General features: G+C 56.5%; 18 protein-coding genes. 11 read left to right on the top strand and 7 right to left on the bottom strand.

What is annotated here, in order from left to right; genetic code table 11:
- Positions 1–216: 216 nt before the first annotated feature.
- From L0H14_RS09370 to L0H14_RS09350, 5 genes are read left to right on the top strand one after another with little or no spacing between them, the layout of a single operon-like run.
- Positions 217–1050, top strand: a complete 834-nt coding sequence (locus L0H14_RS09370; RefSeq protein WP_301418793.1) for a MurR/RpiR family transcriptional regulator — start codon at positions 217–219, stop codon at positions 1048–1050.
- 42 nt (positions 1051–1092) lie between these two features.
- Positions 1093–2265 (top strand): ABC transporter substrate-binding protein, encoded by a 1173-nt coding sequence (locus L0H14_RS09365; protein ID WP_301418795.1) that lies wholly within the window; start codon positions 1093–1095, stop codon positions 2263–2265.
- Positions 2265–3995 carry an iron ABC transporter permease gene (locus tag L0H14_RS09360; RefSeq protein ID WP_301418797.1) on the top strand — a complete coding sequence of 577 codons (1731 nt, stop codon included), beginning with the start codon at positions 2265–2267 and terminating at the stop codon, positions 3993–3995. The genes L0H14_RS09365 and L0H14_RS09360 overlap by 1 nt, the downstream gene beginning before the upstream one ends.
- Positions 3996–4007: 12 nt before the next feature.
- On the top strand, positions 4008–5141 hold the full coding sequence (locus L0H14_RS09355; RefSeq protein ID WP_301418799.1) for an ABC transporter ATP-binding protein: 1134 nt from the start codon (positions 4008–4010) through the stop codon (positions 5139–5141).
- The gene (locus tag L0H14_RS09350; RefSeq protein WP_301418801.1) at positions 5141–5749 is read left to right on the top strand and encodes a histidine phosphatase family protein; all 609 of its coding nucleotides are present in this window, start codon (positions 5141–5143) and stop codon (positions 5747–5749) included. The genes L0H14_RS09355 and L0H14_RS09350 overlap by 1 nt, the downstream gene beginning before the upstream one ends.
- A 143-nt stretch (positions 5750–5892) precedes the next feature.
- Here L0H14_RS09350 and L0H14_RS09345 read toward each other — a convergent pair whose 3' ends face one another.
- From L0H14_RS09345 to L0H14_RS09330, 4 genes are read right to left on the bottom strand one after another with little or no spacing between them, the layout of a single operon-like run.
- Positions 5893–6756, bottom strand: coding sequence for an SDR family oxidoreductase (locus L0H14_RS09345; RefSeq protein WP_301421718.1), 864 nt, complete (start codon positions 6754–6756; stop codon positions 5893–5895).
- Entirely contained in the window at positions 6749–7249 is a 501-nt protein-coding gene (locus L0H14_RS09340) for a hypothetical protein (protein WP_301418806.1), read from the bottom strand. The genes L0H14_RS09345 and L0H14_RS09340 overlap by 8 nt, the downstream gene beginning before the upstream one ends.
- Complete coding sequence (locus L0H14_RS09335) at positions 7246–7707, bottom strand: hypothetical protein (protein ID WP_301418808.1); 462 nt, start codon at positions 7705–7707, stop codon at positions 7246–7248. The genes L0H14_RS09340 and L0H14_RS09335 overlap by 4 nt, the downstream gene beginning before the upstream one ends.
- Positions 7708–7746: 39 nt before the next feature.
- Entirely contained in the window at positions 7747–8373 is a 627-nt protein-coding gene (locus L0H14_RS09330) for a M23 family metallopeptidase (protein ID WP_301418810.1), read from the bottom strand.
- Between the two features lie 193 nt (positions 8374–8566).
- On the opposite strand from L0H14_RS09330, the gene L0H14_RS09325 reads away from it, so the two are divergent.
- The 6 genes from L0H14_RS09325 (at position 8567) to L0H14_RS09300 (ending at position 12653) form a co-directional block, all read left to right on the top strand.
- Positions 8567–9529 carry an alpha/beta hydrolase gene (locus tag L0H14_RS09325; protein WP_301421717.1) on the top strand — a complete coding sequence of 321 codons (963 nt, stop codon included), beginning with the start codon at positions 8567–8569 and terminating at the stop codon, positions 9527–9529.
- A complete protein-coding gene (locus L0H14_RS09320) occupies positions 9526–10869 on the top strand; it encodes an alcohol acetyltransferase (RefSeq protein ID WP_301421716.1) in 1344 nt (447 codons plus the stop codon). The genes L0H14_RS09325 and L0H14_RS09320 overlap by 4 nt, the downstream gene beginning before the upstream one ends.
- Entirely contained in the window at positions 10866–11531 is a 666-nt protein-coding gene (locus tag L0H14_RS09315; protein ID WP_301419860.1) for a DUF6320 domain-containing protein, read from the top strand. The genes L0H14_RS09320 and L0H14_RS09315 overlap by 4 nt, the downstream gene beginning before the upstream one ends.
- Positions 11532–11617: 86 nt before the next feature.
- On the top strand, positions 11618–11863 hold the full coding sequence (locus L0H14_RS09310) for a type II toxin-antitoxin system Phd/YefM family antitoxin (RefSeq protein WP_301419862.1): 246 nt from the start codon (positions 11618–11620) through the stop codon (positions 11861–11863).
- A gap of 9 nt (positions 11864–11872) precedes the next feature.
- Entirely contained in the window at positions 11873–12130 is a 258-nt protein-coding gene (locus L0H14_RS09305; protein ID WP_301419863.1) for a type II toxin-antitoxin system RelE/ParE family toxin, read from the top strand.
- Between the two features lie 163 nt (positions 12131–12293).
- Positions 12294–12653, top strand: coding sequence for a zinc ribbon domain-containing protein YjdM (locus L0H14_RS09300; RefSeq protein WP_301419864.1), 360 nt, complete (start codon positions 12294–12296; stop codon positions 12651–12653).
- A gap of 56 nt (positions 12654–12709) precedes the next feature.
- Here the strand turns inward: L0H14_RS09300 and arfB are convergent, their stop codons facing one another.
- The 3 genes from arfB to L0H14_RS09285 form a co-directional block, all read right to left on the bottom strand.
- Positions 12710–13150 (bottom strand): alternative ribosome rescue aminoacyl-tRNA hydrolase ArfB, encoded by a 441-nt coding sequence (gene arfB / locus L0H14_RS09295; RefSeq protein WP_301419865.1) that lies wholly within the window; start codon positions 13148–13150, stop codon positions 12710–12712.
- Positions 13151–13984, bottom strand: a complete 834-nt coding sequence (locus L0H14_RS09290) for an aldo/keto reductase (RefSeq protein ID WP_301421715.1) — start codon at positions 13982–13984, stop codon at positions 13151–13153.
- 98 nt (positions 13985–14082) lie between these two features.
- On the bottom strand, positions 14083–14268 hold a 186-nt coding region (locus tag L0H14_RS09285), incomplete at its 5' end, for a hypothetical protein (protein ID WP_301421714.1).

The raw sequence follows: 14268 nt of genomic DNA, 5'->3' as shown, positions 1-14268 counted from the left end.
ACCGCGGTAAACTTAAGATCCAAGCCACGGGGTGCACTTTCCATTGGGGGCTGAGTCAAGAGGCATTGCCTGCATGATGCTCGGCCCTCGGCAATGTGACGTCGTTAACCCCGTGTGTAAACCTTGCTGGCCGCCCTGGTGAAGCTTTGATGAACAGTAATCGAACTTCCCTTAGTTGCAGGTTATGCAAGTAAATTTGCGGTTAGCGTGAGCCACATGCTCATCACAGACCTGGTCAAAGATCGTGGACATCGGCTGACCGAAACTGACCGGAAACTCATAACCGTGTTGCAGTCGTACCCGGCCGAAGCTGCGTTTTGGAGTGCTGAACAGCTCACCGCGCCACTGAGACTTCATCAGTCTGCTGCGACGAGGTTGTCCCAGCGCCTGGGGTTCGAGGGCTACCCGGATCTTCGTGATGCTTTGCGCCAGGATTACCTGGGTGCCGATGGCCCTTCCCAGAGGATGAAGGGTCGTTTGGAACGCCATGAGCACGACAGCGAGCTCCAAGAACTCGTTACCGGTGAAGTAGCCGCGCTTGAAGCATTGTCGATGCACGTAACTCAGGCCGAATTGGACATATTGGCCGAGCGCATTGTCGAGGCTGAAGTCGTCTACCTCTTCGGACAAGGCAACGCGAGCGTATTAGTTGAGCTCCTATCGCGTCGTCTCAATCGGTTTGGCATCCGTTCCACCCAATTAGTCGGCTCACGCAGGGATATCGCCGAGCGTGTCGCGCCCATGCGATCTGGAGACACACTGTTTGCGTTTGCGTTTCGTCGCATGCCAGATGCGCTCGCCAATGTACTGGAACTGACCACCCAAAACGACATCCACACGACGGTGCTGACCGACACGTTATTGACCATCCACCCGGATCCAGACGTGATCATTGCAGCGCCTCGGGGCCGCAGCGACGAATATCTGTCGTTGACCGTGCCGATGGCTATTTGCAATGGGCTGGTTTTGACCATCGCTCAACGCCACCCGGATATGGCACTGGGCAAATTAGATCGGCTCGGCGTGATCCTTGATCACTTCGAAGCATAACCACACCCCTGCCGACCCTCTCTCACGTTTGTAAAGGACACCATGAAAAATCTTCTCAAGGTCACGTCATTGTCATTAGCCGCACTCTTGCTTGCCAGTTGTGCAGGCACCAGCGAAGCCGATAGCGAGATTGGCACCGTAGACGCCAATGAACAGCATCCAGAATTTGCTGATATGAGCCACGACGAGCTCGTGGAAGCTGCTGAGAAAGAAGGTGAAGTCGTCGTCTACGCGTTCACCTCGCGCATCGCCACGGTCGCTGAGGAATTCGGAGCAGCCTATCCCCAGATCGACATTGTCGCCCATGACATCTCATCTAGCGAGCAGATCGAACGGCTGCGCTCCGAACACGACGCTGGAGCTGAAACCGCAGACGTCGCCTACGTCTCGGATGCACCGGTCGTGTGGAATGAGCTGCTATCCGATGGCGTACTGCAACGCTACGTTCCAGAGCGAGTTGAGGATGAGCTGGATGACCAATACAAAGATCCACTGCTGACCAACCGGTTATCAACTAAAGTGCTGATGTATAACGAGGAGGCGAACCCGGACGGGGCACCGGTCGAAAACCTCTGGGAACTGACGGAAGACAAGTGGGCTTCCAAGGTTGTTATGGTAGATCCGACCCAGCGCGGTGACTACCTTGATCTGCTCACCGAAATGGTACTGCGTGCCGATGAGATGGCAGCCTCTTACGAAGAGCACTTCGGCGAGCCCATCGAACTGGATGAAGGCAACGAAAACGCAGGCTATCAATACATTGCAGACCTATACGCCAACGACGTGATCCTCTTGTCGTCAACCGACGATGTCAATGAAGCCGTTGGTGCGACCGGGCAAGAAGATGCACCAGTCGGGTTCACCTCGTATTCGGACCGTCGAGATAACGCAGAAGAGGGCTGGGCCCTGCAGGTGGCCGACGAGGCCGCACCGGGTCCGGGCATCATTTTCCCAGCCATGCTGGGCATCACCGCAGAAGCCGAGAACCAAGCAGCCGCCCGGCTCCTCATTGACTTCATGATGGGTGATGATTCTGAAAATGGGGGCCCAGCCTACGAACCGTTCTATGTGGCCGGTGACTACCCAACCCGCAACGACATCGTGGACCCCGAAGATGCGTTGCCACGGGAGGAATTTCCTGCCTGGGAAATCACTCCGGAAGACTCAGCGGGGCTGCGTGACGACGTCAACGACTTCATCCTGACGGTCGAGTAATGCACACCCTGACTCGACGTATCAAAAATCCCGTCACACTCCTGGGCCTGGTGGTCCTGATTCTGCTGGGTATCCTCGTGGCGGGGCCGCTGGCATCACTGGTGGCCAGCACCATCCCCGCGGACGGGGACTTCACTGACTCCGCGTGGCGCGATGCGCTCGCATCACCCATGTCAGAGAATCTGTTTTGGACGCCGTTAGGCAATTCCCTGTTGGTCGCAGTCGCAACCGCAGTCCTGTCCACGGCGTTGGGCGCGTTCCTCGCCTGGGTCGTGGTGTTATCCAACGCACCGTTTCGCAAGCTCATCGGCTTGCTGGCAACCATTCCTTTCGCGCTACCGAGCTTTGCGATTGCCCTGGCCTGGTCCTCGGTTTTCCGCAATGATCGTGTCGGGGGATCACCAGGCATTTTGGCCGGCATGGGACTCGACGTCCCAGACTGGTTGGCTTGGGGAGCGGTGCCGGTGACCCTGACCCTGGTGGCGCACTACTTCAGTCTGAGCTTTATTATTATTGCTTCAGCACTGGCTGGCTTGGGTGGTGACCTGTTGTCAGCCGCCCAGCTGACCGGGGCTTCAAAACTCCGTGTCGCTACGTCGATCGCTCTGCCCACTGTTGCGCCCGCGCTACTTTCGGGATTCCTATTGGCATTTGCCGAAGGTGTATCAAACTTCGCGGCCCCTGCACTGCTGGGACTTCCGGTGAGATTCCAAACGCTGTCGACACGACTCTATGGTTCAATCTCAACCGGTGACCTAGAACGCGGTTACGTCCTGGCCATCTTGTTAGTAGTTGTTGCGGCAGTCATTCTGTATTTGGGCAACCGAACCACCGGTGGACGTAGTTTTGCGGTTGTCACAGGCAAAGCCTCCCGACGCCAAACCATCCCGTTGGGTAAGGCCAAAGGTGTCGTCACTGCGCTGGCAGGCCTGCTGATATTCGTGACCACCGTCCTGCCGCTCGTCGTCCTGACACTGACCACATTCTCACGACGTTCAAATCGCTTCGACGACGGATTTACGCTGCACTATTGGTTCGGCGAATCTGACCCGAGCATCTCCCACGGCATGGCCGGCGTCTTTCGCAACGACCAGCTTATCCAAGCCACCGGCACCACGATCGGTTACGGAATCGCGGTAGCTATCGGAGCTGTCCTCCTTGGCTTGCTGGCCGCCTACGTCATCCGGCGTTCGAAATCCAAGGTAGTCAACGGCACGATCAGCTTTCTCAGCTATGTTCCCTTTCTCATTCCGGGGATCGCAATGGGAGCTGCGTTCATCGCACTGTTCGGTTCCGCATCGTCACCATTGCCAAACCTTTACGGAACGTTCTGGATCCTTGTGCTCGCCGGGATCACAGCCTCGATCCCATTCGCCTTTCAAACCTCAAAATCTGCGCTCGGTCAGGTCAGTCACGAGCTCGAAGAAGCAGCAGTCTTGGCAGGGGCCAGTACTAGACGACGCATCGGGAGTATCCTTGCTCCGTTGTCGGCCCGCGGCATTACAGGCGGCGCGATGCTGGTATTCGTCACCACGGTCCGCGACCTCTCGCTGGTTGTCCTACTTGTCACGCCGGCTATCCCGTTGCTTGCCGTAGAAACATTCCGTTATGCCGAAGAAGGCTTCACCCAGCACGCCAATGCCATCACGCTGATCATTGCGCTGATATCCGTGATTGTGACCATCCTGGCGCGCAAACTCCAGGGCCAACAACAACCCTGGGCACAATAAAGGAGACCACCCATGACTTTACTGACGACGCACACTCAAACGCCACCGGTGACCGCAAGTGCCATAACGCTCGAGGGACTTGGCAAATCCTTTGCTGATACTGAGGCCGTGGCTGATCTGAATCTGAGCCTGCCGGCCGGCTCTTTCCTGGTGCTTTTAGGACCCTCGGGCTGCGGCAAAACAACTACCCTGCGGATGATCGCCGGACTCGAAGATCCGAGTCGAGGTCGCATCACATTCGGCGAGAAAGTCGTTGCCGACGGAGATACCGGCAGTAGCCTCCCGACAGAAAAACGGGGGATCGGCATGGTCTTCCAGTCCTATGCTCTCTGGCCACACATGACCGTGCGAGCCAATGTCGAATGGCCGCTCAAAGTCGGCCGCTGGGACACTGACAGGCGCAGAACACGTTCGGAAGAAGTCTTGAGCATGCTGGGCATTGATCATCTAGCCGACCGGTATCCGACCCAGCTGTCTGGCGGTCAACAACAACGCGTTGCCATCGCACGAACGATTGCGCCCAGCCCATCGGTCGTGCTCTTTGACGAGCCGCTGTCAAACTTGGATGCCAGACTGCGCGTGGATACCCGCTCCGAACTCGTGGATGTACATCGTGCAAGTGGCGCGACTAGCGTGTACGTGACGCACGATCAAATCGAGGCCCTGGCCATGGCTACCCATATTGCGGTCCTTCGCGACGGTCGGCTCGAACAATTCGGCACACCAGATGAACTGCTGACCAATCCGAAAACGGCATTCGTCGCCGGATTCCTAGGTAACCCTGCCGCTGTCCTCATTGACGGCACGATGCAGCAAAAACAATTAACTGTCCGAGACCAGGTGCTGGCAGCACCGTTACCAGTCAAAGACGGAACACCTATGACGGCGATGTATCGTCCAGACTCAATCGGTTTTGGCACACCGGATGGCATCGGACTGGAAATCATGGTCATGGAAGCCACACCTGCGGCCGGACGCTATGTCATCACCGCCCGGCTAGGAAAGGAACGCATTTCAGTGGTCAGTACACAACGGCATGCAGTGGGGGAGCAGCTCAAATTGTTATTGCCTCCAGAACCCGCAGCAGTCTTTGATGCTGACGGTCAACGCTGGGACACCGGACACCTCAGTGGAGGAGCAGCATAATGGACACAACACGATTCTTACTTGTTCGTCACGGACAAACTGCCTGGACCGTTGAACGTCGTCTCCAAGGACAAACCGACATCCCCCTGGATGAACTCGGTAGACGACAGGCGGAAGCATTGCGTCCCATCGTCCAAGAATTCGCGCCGGACAGAGTCCTGGCCTCGCCCGCACTGCGTGCTACAGAAACCGCGCAGATACTCAGCGACCTCCGGACCACTTTTGACGAACGGCTCAAAGAAGCCAACCTCGGCACTTGGGAAGGACTCACCCCCGACGAGATTGGACCCGTGTATTCGCAGTGGCGCGCAGGACATTTTGATCCACCGGGTGCAGAACCACGTGTCGAGCTGGTTGAACGCGTTGCCGCAGCATTACAGGACGAGTCAGTTCCTGCTGGGAATGTTTTGGTAGTCACTCATGGGGGAGTCATTCGTGCAGCGCTTGATGCGCTCATCGGGTTGAAAACCGAAAACATTGTGCCGGTATCACCTGCGAGTCTGACGGTCGTTGAAGTGACAGCAGGTGATCTGGTGCAAGCAAAGCTGCAGCACTATAACCTGAGCCCATCCTCTAAGAATATCCAGTTGCAGCCGGAAGCAAGGTGAATTCTTCTTCCATAGTTTGGGCGCCTGACTCATGTCGCACGGCTGTGAAACGTGCGTGGGTATTGGATGAGGAAACTCAATGAGTCCTTGTATGGCAACAACTCGAGCTCGTGAGGCTGATTTCTAGGGAGGCGCTACAGTAATTACCTCAGCGATGCGTAGTACTCGCCGAGAGTGCGGTGCCCGTGTAGCGCCCCGACCGAATCGGTTTGTATGCCTTCGAGGAAGAAGCGCATCAATGAAGCCGCACGGGGACTGACGCGGTCGGTGAGCCAGACTGCTGAAGACGCCACGACACCGGGTATCGGGAGGTACCGTTCTTTACGTCCTAGCGTTTGGAAGGCCAGCTGGACAACCTGGCGGTAGGTGAGTACCTCCGGGCCGCCAACGTCCCATGTGCCGGCGTCGTCAGAAAGTTTGGCGAGGCAGAAGTCTGCAAGGTCCGCTCCGTGGATCGGGGAGAGCTGCACGCTCCCATTGCCTAGACCGAATGCCATGCCTCGACGGGCCACGTTGAACACTTCGGTGAGGTCGGAGAAGTAGGCGGAGGGGTTCACTATTTGAGCGCGTACCGATGATCGGCCCAACGCTTCCATGAAGGCATGTTTTGCTCGCGACACCGTCGAAGTCCCGGTTGCAGCATTCATAACGCCGATATACATGAATGTTTTCACGTCCTGTTGTTCGGCGAGTTTCAGGTAGTGAAGATTCAAGAGAAAATCGACCGTCCAGGGGTCAGCTTGCTGTCGGGTTACTCCCAGTGCTGAGACGACGTGATCCACCTCCGTCATGATGGATGCATCAAGCTGGGAACCGTCGCTGGAGACTATCCATTCATCGACTCGTCCATGGAGTGCTGGCGCATCGTAGGCGCCTGTTTCCAGTGCTCGTTGTTTATCGCGTACGACTGCACGGACTCGGTAGCCACCATCGTGGAGTTGTCGCACGATGTGTCTGCCGGCGTAGCCTGTCGCGCCGAGAACAAGGACGCATTGCTGCCTATCCATGCGGGTAGCTCTTCGGTTGCTGTCGAGCGTTTGATCGCGTGCGACGTCGCACTTCCCTGATAATAAGAAGGATCGAACCCGGCCCAAAGAACAGCAGGCCAAGACCCCCTCCGATAATGGGCGCTAGTGGGCTGCGATGTCCCCAAGCTTCCGGAGCTAGCACACCAGACAAAAGCATGAACAGGCTGAAGGCTGTGAATAGGAGACACAGAATGATGCCGATGATGATTGAACCCTCAGAACCATCAGACTGACTCCGCTTGAGGATTCCGCCAAGGACGATTGCCGCACCAAATGTGATGCTGGTCAGAGCCATCCAACCGCTGCCGATGAACAAAATGAACACACCACTTGCTGCGAACACCATGCCGAGGATGATCATGAGGATGGCGTCTCGACGTTCTTTTCGTAGGTTCTCCTGCATGTACGCGTACAACTCATAATTCGAGTTCATAAAGTACTCGAATTCCCGTTCAGGACGATTTTGTGTCATCGGATCACGTCGTTCTCAGTGTTGCCTGGGGAGTTTGATCGGGAGCTGGACTTTCGAACGAGTTTGACGATGAGGACGATCAGACCCGGACCAAAGAAAGCCAGGCCGAGCGTGCCTGCTATCAGGGCGTAGATGGGACTTCGGTGACCCTGGAAGTCTTCTGGTGAAACCACTGCATTGATGATCAGGAGCGCGCTGAGGATTACGAACAACACGCAGGCAATCAGGGCAACCATGAGCGAGCCGTCGGAGCCGTCTGCTTGGCTCCACCCGAGCACCCCGCCGAGTATGACAGCGAGGCCGAACGCGATGCTGGTCAGGGCTAACCACATACTGCCCGTAACCCAGATGAACACGCCACTTGCTGTGAACAGCACGCCGATGATGACCATGGCGATCGCTTTGCGGCGTTCTTTGCGCTTGTACTTTTGTACGAAGTTTCTGAATGCTGTGTTCATAGAAGTAGTTTATAGCTCGTCGATGTCGGTCTACTTTTATCATATATCGATGGTCTGACCGTTGGCGGGGAGGTGGCCTTGAAAACTTATGGGTACGGCAGCTGCATGTATGACATCGGCACTATCTAGTGCGTGGAGGTGCAGATGCGGTTCGGTACTGTTGCCGGAATTTCCGCACCGGCCGATAACGTCGCCTTGATGCACCGTTTGGCCCGGTTGCACGGTGATGCTGTTTTGCTGCAGGTGACATAGCGCCACCACGGCTGTTCGATTGTTGAGATATGTGGTTTCGATCAAGACGTGATTGCCAACGATGGCATGTATGCCGCGTGCTAGGCGGCGTCGCTGTGTGAGCGCGTATCCCACGGAGGGCAAGCCTCGATAGGCGTTGTGATCGGTCTCGGAGTCGTGCGTTTGGACCACGGTACCGTCCACCGGTGAGGTGATGGTTCGACCAAAGCCGGAGAAGAGTGTTGGCGGTTCTGGCCGAAAGAACGAAGCAACGGTATATGGTGCGGAGCTTCCATGCTCATCGACAGGTACAAAGTCGATGGCGTAGGACAGCCCAAACATGGTTGTGCCGTGACTTGGCACCCGATCGGCTGGGCTATTGCGAACCTGCCACCGGCCGGCGAAGGGATAGTGAAGCATCAATGTGCCCTGCATGTTCGCCATTGTGTCACTGATGGTGCGTGCTCGGTAGTGTCCCGAAGAGGAATCGCCTCAGAACGGTTGGGGCAACTCGGTTGGACATCTCGATCTAGAATAGTAAACGGAATCATCCTGTGGGAAAGATTGGACTATGCGGACATCACGCAATCTCGGTCGCAAGCATGCCGCTTCAGAGCATGGTGCGCCCGTGAATAGGGCTCTGCGAGCATTCCTTGGATTTTTTGCTGCACCGCGGGTGAATATTCGCAGGGATTATCAAAAGATCCGGCGTCGTCAACGGAAACTGGCCGCACCCTTGGGCTCACCCTCAAGAGCCGCTGATTACACAGTGGCATCGTCTCACGGGGACCACCTGATTCCGATCCGTGTTTTCCATCCTAAAGAACAACTGCGTGATGAAGTTCTCTTGTTTTTCCACGGTGGCGGATGGGTCACCGGCGGGGTCGAGAGCTATACGCCAACCTGTAGCCGAATGGCTGACCTCACCGGATGCACCGTGGTTTCGGTCGAGTACCGGCTAGCTCCGGAGCATCCCTTCCCTGCGGGATTATCGGACTGCTATGACGTAGCCCGAACCGTTATGGACCAGCCGCATCTGGTTGGTACTGACAACGCAGATAACATCGTGCTGGTCGGGGATTCTTCCGGGGGAAATCTGGCCGCAGCAGTCTCACTATTGCGTCGGGAACGCGGTGAGCGTGCCGCGACACGGCAGATTCTGCTGTATCCGGTGACGTACTGGAATCACCGCTCGCTGACTTCGCCTTTTGAATCGGTGCGTGAACATGGTGAGGACTACCGACTCACCAACGTAGAGGTGCAGGACTACATGGCCCTATATGTGCCCAACCCAGCACAGCGTCGTGACCCACTGGTCGCACCGCTGATGGCCAAAGACTTCACGGATCAACCGAGCACCCTGGTGCTTTCTGCCGAATTAGACCTCTTACGGGATGAAGGTGAAGCATATGGTCGGGCGCTGCAACAGGCTGGCAATATGGTGCGTATCCATCGGGTGGAAGAAGCCCTGCATGGGTTCATAGCATTGCCGTGGATGGCCAGATCGGTTCGGGATGCTTATGAGCAGATGAATGACTTTCTTGGTGAAGAACGAAAAGGTGAGCAGCGTGATCGTGAGGAGAAGCCATGACGCGGCGCAACTGGGTTCGACTCGATAACGCTTCCAATATTTTTCTGGCAGCGCGCAGCGAGACTGACTCCAAAGTCTTTCGGATCAGTGCCGAGATGGACCACGAGGTAGAACCAGAGTTACTGCAGACGGCCCTTGATACGACGTATGACCGGTACACGCTGTACCACGCCGTGTTGCGCCGGGCGATATTTTGGTATTACCTGCAGGACAGCGATCTGCGTCCTGAGGCGACCCCAGACGATCAGTACACGTGTGCTGAGATTTATGATCCACGGCGGCCTGGGCTGCTCTTTCGCGTTATATACCACCACCGGCGGATCAATCTGGAGGTCTTCCATGCCTTATCCGATGGCACCGGCGCACTCTGGTTCCTCACCGATCTGGTGGCCGAATATACCCGGCTGCGCTACCGCCAACAGGATGTCCCGGAGAACACTGATACTGCTCAGTTGATCGCTCAACCCGGTGGGGCGGCTGAAGATGCGGTTGGTCGAGAGTTGGCAGAGGATAGTTTTAAACAATACTTCCGCGGTAAGAAACGTACGGAGCCGCACCGAGAAAAGTCACCGCCCAGCGTGCCAGCGACAAAGAAGGCGTACCGGGTTAAGGGGACTCGGACTCCCGATCACCGCACCCGTGCAGTGGAACTCACCATGCCGGCCAAAGAGGTCCTCGCGCTGGCACGATCCGAAGACATCTCGTTGACTATGTACCTGACCGCATTGTTTTTCGAATCTATTCGACGTTCCTCGGGTGGCATGGGCAAATCGCGTACTTTAGCGGCAACCGTGCCGGTCAACTTGCGCCAGTTCTTCCCGTCGGTATCGCCACGGAATTTCTTTGCGACCGTTCGAGTCGAACACACCTACGGTAAGGGCCCCGACGATATCGGTACGGTGGGTCGGGAACTTGATAACCAGTTCCGTCCCAAAGCTACCCCGGAGGCGCTGGAGAAAAAAGTGCGCCGCTTCGCCAGGTTCGAACGATCACCCATGCTGCGGATTGTGCCACGGCCCCTCAAGGACGTGGTCCTGCGAGTCATCAACTGGGTGAATAATCGTGGGTTGAGTGTTTCTGTTTCGAATCTCGGTCGGGTCACGCTGCCGGAACCGGTGGAATCGCATGTGGGGCGGATGGGATTCCACGTCTCGGCGGTACGACCGCAGATGTGCGCGATGTCTCACGCCGGGCTGCTCACCGTCAGTTTTACCTCGCCCTTCGTCGAGACTGATCACATCCGGGAATTCGTCAGAATGCTCACGTCCCAGGGTGTTGATGTATCGGTTGTGGCCACACGGGTGACTGAAGCCGAACTCGTTGAGGACTCGGAAATATGAAGCAATGTACCGAATGTTTCGTGACAATCGAGGGCACCTGGAACCAGTGCCCGCTGTGTAAAACGCCTGTAGTGGGGGAGCCCTCGCACAGTCCGTTTCCAGCCATACCGTTGAGCTATTCTCGCCGTCGTGTGGTGCGGATGCTGTTTTTGAGTTCGATCGCGGTGATCCTAGGGTCGTTTGCCGCCCAACTCTTGCTGGACCGAGGTACAGCGGGTATTGGCTCGCTACGTTCCTTGTGGCTTGGTGTCATCACCATGTGGCTGTTGGTGGTGATGGCTGCGCGCAACCAGCGCAATATCGCGAAGAACACCGTGAACCTTGTGGTCCTGGTTGGGTTGATTTGTGTGTACTGGGACTACCTCACCGGGTGGCACGGTTGGGCCCTGAGCTACGCCGTGCCGATTGTCTGCGGAACATCTATTCTTGCCTTGCTCATTACGGTCCGGGTGCTTCGCACAGAGGTAGGGGAACACATTGTCTACAGTGGGCTCACGGTGCTGCTGGGCTTAGCTCCTATCGGATTCCTAGCGTTCGGCTGGGTGACCAGCCCGATACCCTCGGCCATTTGTGGCGCTATCAGTATTTTTGCCCTGGTGATGTTGCAGATTTTTAGAGGCGCTGATGTACGTCACGAACTGGCAAAGCGTCTCGATATCTAACGACAATGCTCGGTTTAGCCAGCTGCGTGATGCTCGCCGCGGTGCTCCACATGTACATTTCGATTGACTTATTGTACAATTGAGCTATGTCTACTATTGCAGCCTCAGAAGCACGGAAGAGTTTCGCAAACGTCATCGAGACGGCTCAACACGAAGCCGTATTCATAGAACGCCGGGGTGAAGCAGAGGCTGTCGTCATCAGCACGGCGGAATACCATCGCTTGATGGAAGCTGACGAGGAAGCTCAAGATATCGCAGCTTTTGATGCAGCCATGGCTGAAGAGGGCTCGAACATCCCGTGGGATCAGGTCAAAGCAGACCTCGGCTGGTGACCTGGATACGTGGCTTATGAGATCCAAGTTCGTCCCGCTGCTTTTCGTGCGCTGAAGCGCATAGACCGACAGGACCAGGCGCGCATTCGAGGCGCGATTGCACTCTTGGCCGCCGATCCTAGAGCGCCCGGAGCAAAAGCCCTCCGCGGTCGAGAAGGCCTTCGAATCCGAGTCGGCAACTACCGCATTATCTACACGATCGAAGACGACCGTCTCCTCGTTGTGGTCGTCACTCTCGGGCATCGTCGCGAGGTATACGCTCGGTGACTTGTGGCTTCGATAATGACCTGACTGTTTTCATTTTGGTGGCTGGGCCAACAAAATTCTTCAGCGCAACTTCGCTCCTGACACAGCTTATGATGGCTCTAACCGATATCCACGAAAAATAGTGCAAACAGACGCCCATGTCTGGTGATGGAGTAGAAAACCCATGGCTGAACAGTTATCTGCATGTCCCGAGTGCCACGAAGCATATACGTATGAAAATGGTGCACTGCTGGTTTGCCCAATGTGCGGGCACGAATGGTCACCTGAAGCCGACTCCGACACAGCTGAGGGTGCACAGCCGGTCATACGAGATGCCGTAGGAAACGTGCTTAACGACGGCGACGACGTCACCATCGTCAAAGATTTGAAGGTTAAAGGGGCCGGGGGAGTCGTAAAAGTGGGAACTAAGGTGCGCGAGATTCGTCTCAGTGAATTCGTCGTCGACGGTCACGACATCGATGCTCGCGTTCCAGGTTTTGGTCACATGCAGCTCAAATCCAGTGTGGTGAAGAAAGCTACGTGATCACAGATCACTGGAGACCGCAGGGTCAAATGGTTTTGCCTACGATCTTGGCGGGCTTAATCAGCATTCGGGCGTTTCCGGTTCTGCTTTACTTCGGACCGAACGCGCTTTGCTTTGAGTCGTCGCCGCTTTGAACCCCGAGTAGGCTTGGTGCGTTTCCGGGGACGAGGCGGAACCAGGGCATCACGCAGCAGTGTGCTGAGACGCTCCCGGGCTGCGGTCCTATTGCGCCGTTGCGACCGATGCTCGGCAGCGTCGATGACAAGCACCGTGCCGGATAGCCGCGTGCTGAGTTCTTGCAGAGCCCGTTGACGTTGGGTTTCGTCCAGCGCCGTCGTCGTACCAATATCGAAGCGCAGCTGAACCCTCGAATCGGTTGTGTTGACACCCTGGCCACCCGGCCCGGAGGCATGGCTGAACTGTTCGACCAATTCGCCTGCGGGCACGACCAGTCCGTTTGGGGCTCCTGGCCCAGCGGGTATCTGGAGGTCACGCATTTAGGAAGGTGTATTCGGGTTTACGCCCTGGCGGCCCTGTTCGCCTTTATCCAATGCGCTGATGGCATCCACCTCGGCATCGTTGAGCTGTAGTTCCAAGGATTCGAAGTTTGCCACGATCCGTTCCGGCGTCTCTGATTTTGGGATGACCACGAGCCCCAAGGCGAGGTGCCAAGCGATGATCACTTGGGCGGGCGTGGCACCGTGGGCGTTGGCGATGTCTGCGATGACCGGGTCGGTGAGTTCGCCACCGCCTTGGCCCAGGGGAGACCATGACTCGGTGACGATGCCCTTGGACGCGTGGTAGTCACGGAGTTGTTGCTGAACGAAGTAGGGGTGCAACTCGATCTGATTGATTACCGGGATAACGTCGGTTTCGGCTTCGAGCTCTTCCAGGTCTTCGATTCGGAAATTCGAGACGCCGATGGAACGGATTCGGCCCTGTTTGTGCAGTTCAATGAACGCTTTCCAAGTCTCGACCCTGAGGGTCTTTGAAGGGACCGGGAAGTGGATAAGAAACAGGTCGAGGACATCGAGCCCAAGATTATCCATGGTCGCATTGAACGCTGTGAGCGTTGTGTCGTAGCCGTGGTCATCGTTCCATAGTTTAGAAGTGATGAACACTTCGTTGCGGTCTAATCCTGAAGCACGGAGTGCTGCACCAACGCCGGACTCGTTGCCGTAGATATGAGCGGTATCAATGTGACGGTAGCCGGCGGCGAGCGCCTGGCCCACGACGTCCTGGGTGACATCATTTTCAACTTGCCAGACCCCGTAGCCCAGCTGCGGGATCGAGTTGCCGTCGTGGAAGGAAATCATTGGTGACCGGGGCATTGTGCTCCTGACTGTTTGGGATAGCTGCGTCGGTATGGACATACTCCCATCCATGCGGCGCCGCCTTCAAGGCAGGTTCCGATTTGGATGCAATGTACTCATGAATGCTGGTCGGATTCACTCGTCTGCCTGGTGTCGAGCACAGGTGTTACTAGTTGTGCGACGCTGACTCCTTGCCTGCGGGCCTCCGCTTCCAGGGCGGCTGCAGTCACGGCGTCAAGACGGTAAGGATCGTTAGTTTGGTCGTCAGCCTGCACTGGAGCGCCCTGCTGGTCGGCTTTGCG

The sequence above is a fragment of the Yaniella sp. genome (genome assembly GCF_030453185.1).
GTDB lineage: Bacteria > Actinomycetota > Actinomycetes > Actinomycetales > Micrococcaceae > Yaniella.
The sequence above is the reverse complement of the archived record's forward strand: the minus strand, read 5'-3'. Positions and strand labels throughout refer to the sequence as shown.

Bases quoted from the DNA above. Each gene is read 5' to 3' on its own strand.
- L0H14_RS09320 (WP_301421716.1), top strand. From the start codon at position 9,526: ATGACGCGGCGCAACTGGGTTCGACTCGATAACGCTTCCAATATTTTT.
- L0H14_RS09340 (WP_301418806.1), bottom strand. From the start codon at position 7,249: ATGACACAAAATCGTCCTGAACGGGAATTCGAGTACTTTATGAACTCG.
- L0H14_RS09370 (WP_301418793.1), top strand. From the start codon at position 217: ATGCTCATCACAGACCTGGTCAAAGATCGTGGACATCGGCTGACCGAA.
- L0H14_RS09290 (WP_301421715.1), bottom strand. From the start codon at position 13,984: ATGCCCCGGTCACCAATGATTTCCTTCCACGACGGCAACTCGATCCCG.
- L0H14_RS09310 (WP_301419862.1), top strand. From the start codon at position 11,618: ATGTCTACTATTGCAGCCTCAGAAGCACGGAAGAGTTTCGCAAACGTC.
- L0H14_RS09330 (WP_301418810.1), bottom strand. From the start codon at position 8,373: ATGCAGGGCACATTGATGCTTCACTATCCCTTCGCCGGCCGGTGGCAG.
- L0H14_RS09335 (WP_301418808.1), bottom strand. From the start codon at position 7,707: ATGAACACAGCATTCAGAAACTTCGTACAAAAGTACAAGCGCAAAGAA.
- L0H14_RS09365 (WP_301418795.1), top strand. From the start codon at position 1,093: ATGAAAAATCTTCTCAAGGTCACGTCATTGTCATTAGCCGCACTCTTG.
- L0H14_RS09355 (WP_301418799.1), top strand. From the start codon at position 4,008: ATGACTTTACTGACGACGCACACTCAAACGCCACCGGTGACCGCAAGT.
- L0H14_RS09360 (WP_301418797.1), top strand. From the start codon at position 2,265: ATGCACACCCTGACTCGACGTATCAAAAATCCCGTCACACTCCTGGGC.
- L0H14_RS09345 (WP_301421718.1), bottom strand. From the start codon at position 6,756: ATGGATAGGCAGCAATGCGTCCTTGTTCTCGGCGCGACAGGCTACGCC.
- L0H14_RS09300 (WP_301419864.1), top strand. From the start codon at position 12,294: ATGGCTGAACAGTTATCTGCATGTCCCGAGTGCCACGAAGCATATACG.
- L0H14_RS09350 (WP_301418801.1), top strand. From the start codon at position 5,141: ATGGACACAACACGATTCTTACTTGTTCGTCACGGACAAACTGCCTGG.
- L0H14_RS09315 (WP_301419860.1), top strand. From the start codon at position 10,866: ATGAAGCAATGTACCGAATGTTTCGTGACAATCGAGGGCACCTGGAAC.
- arfB (WP_301419865.1), bottom strand. From the start codon at position 13,150: ATGCGTGACCTCCAGATACCCGCTGGGCCAGGAGCCCCAAACGGACTG.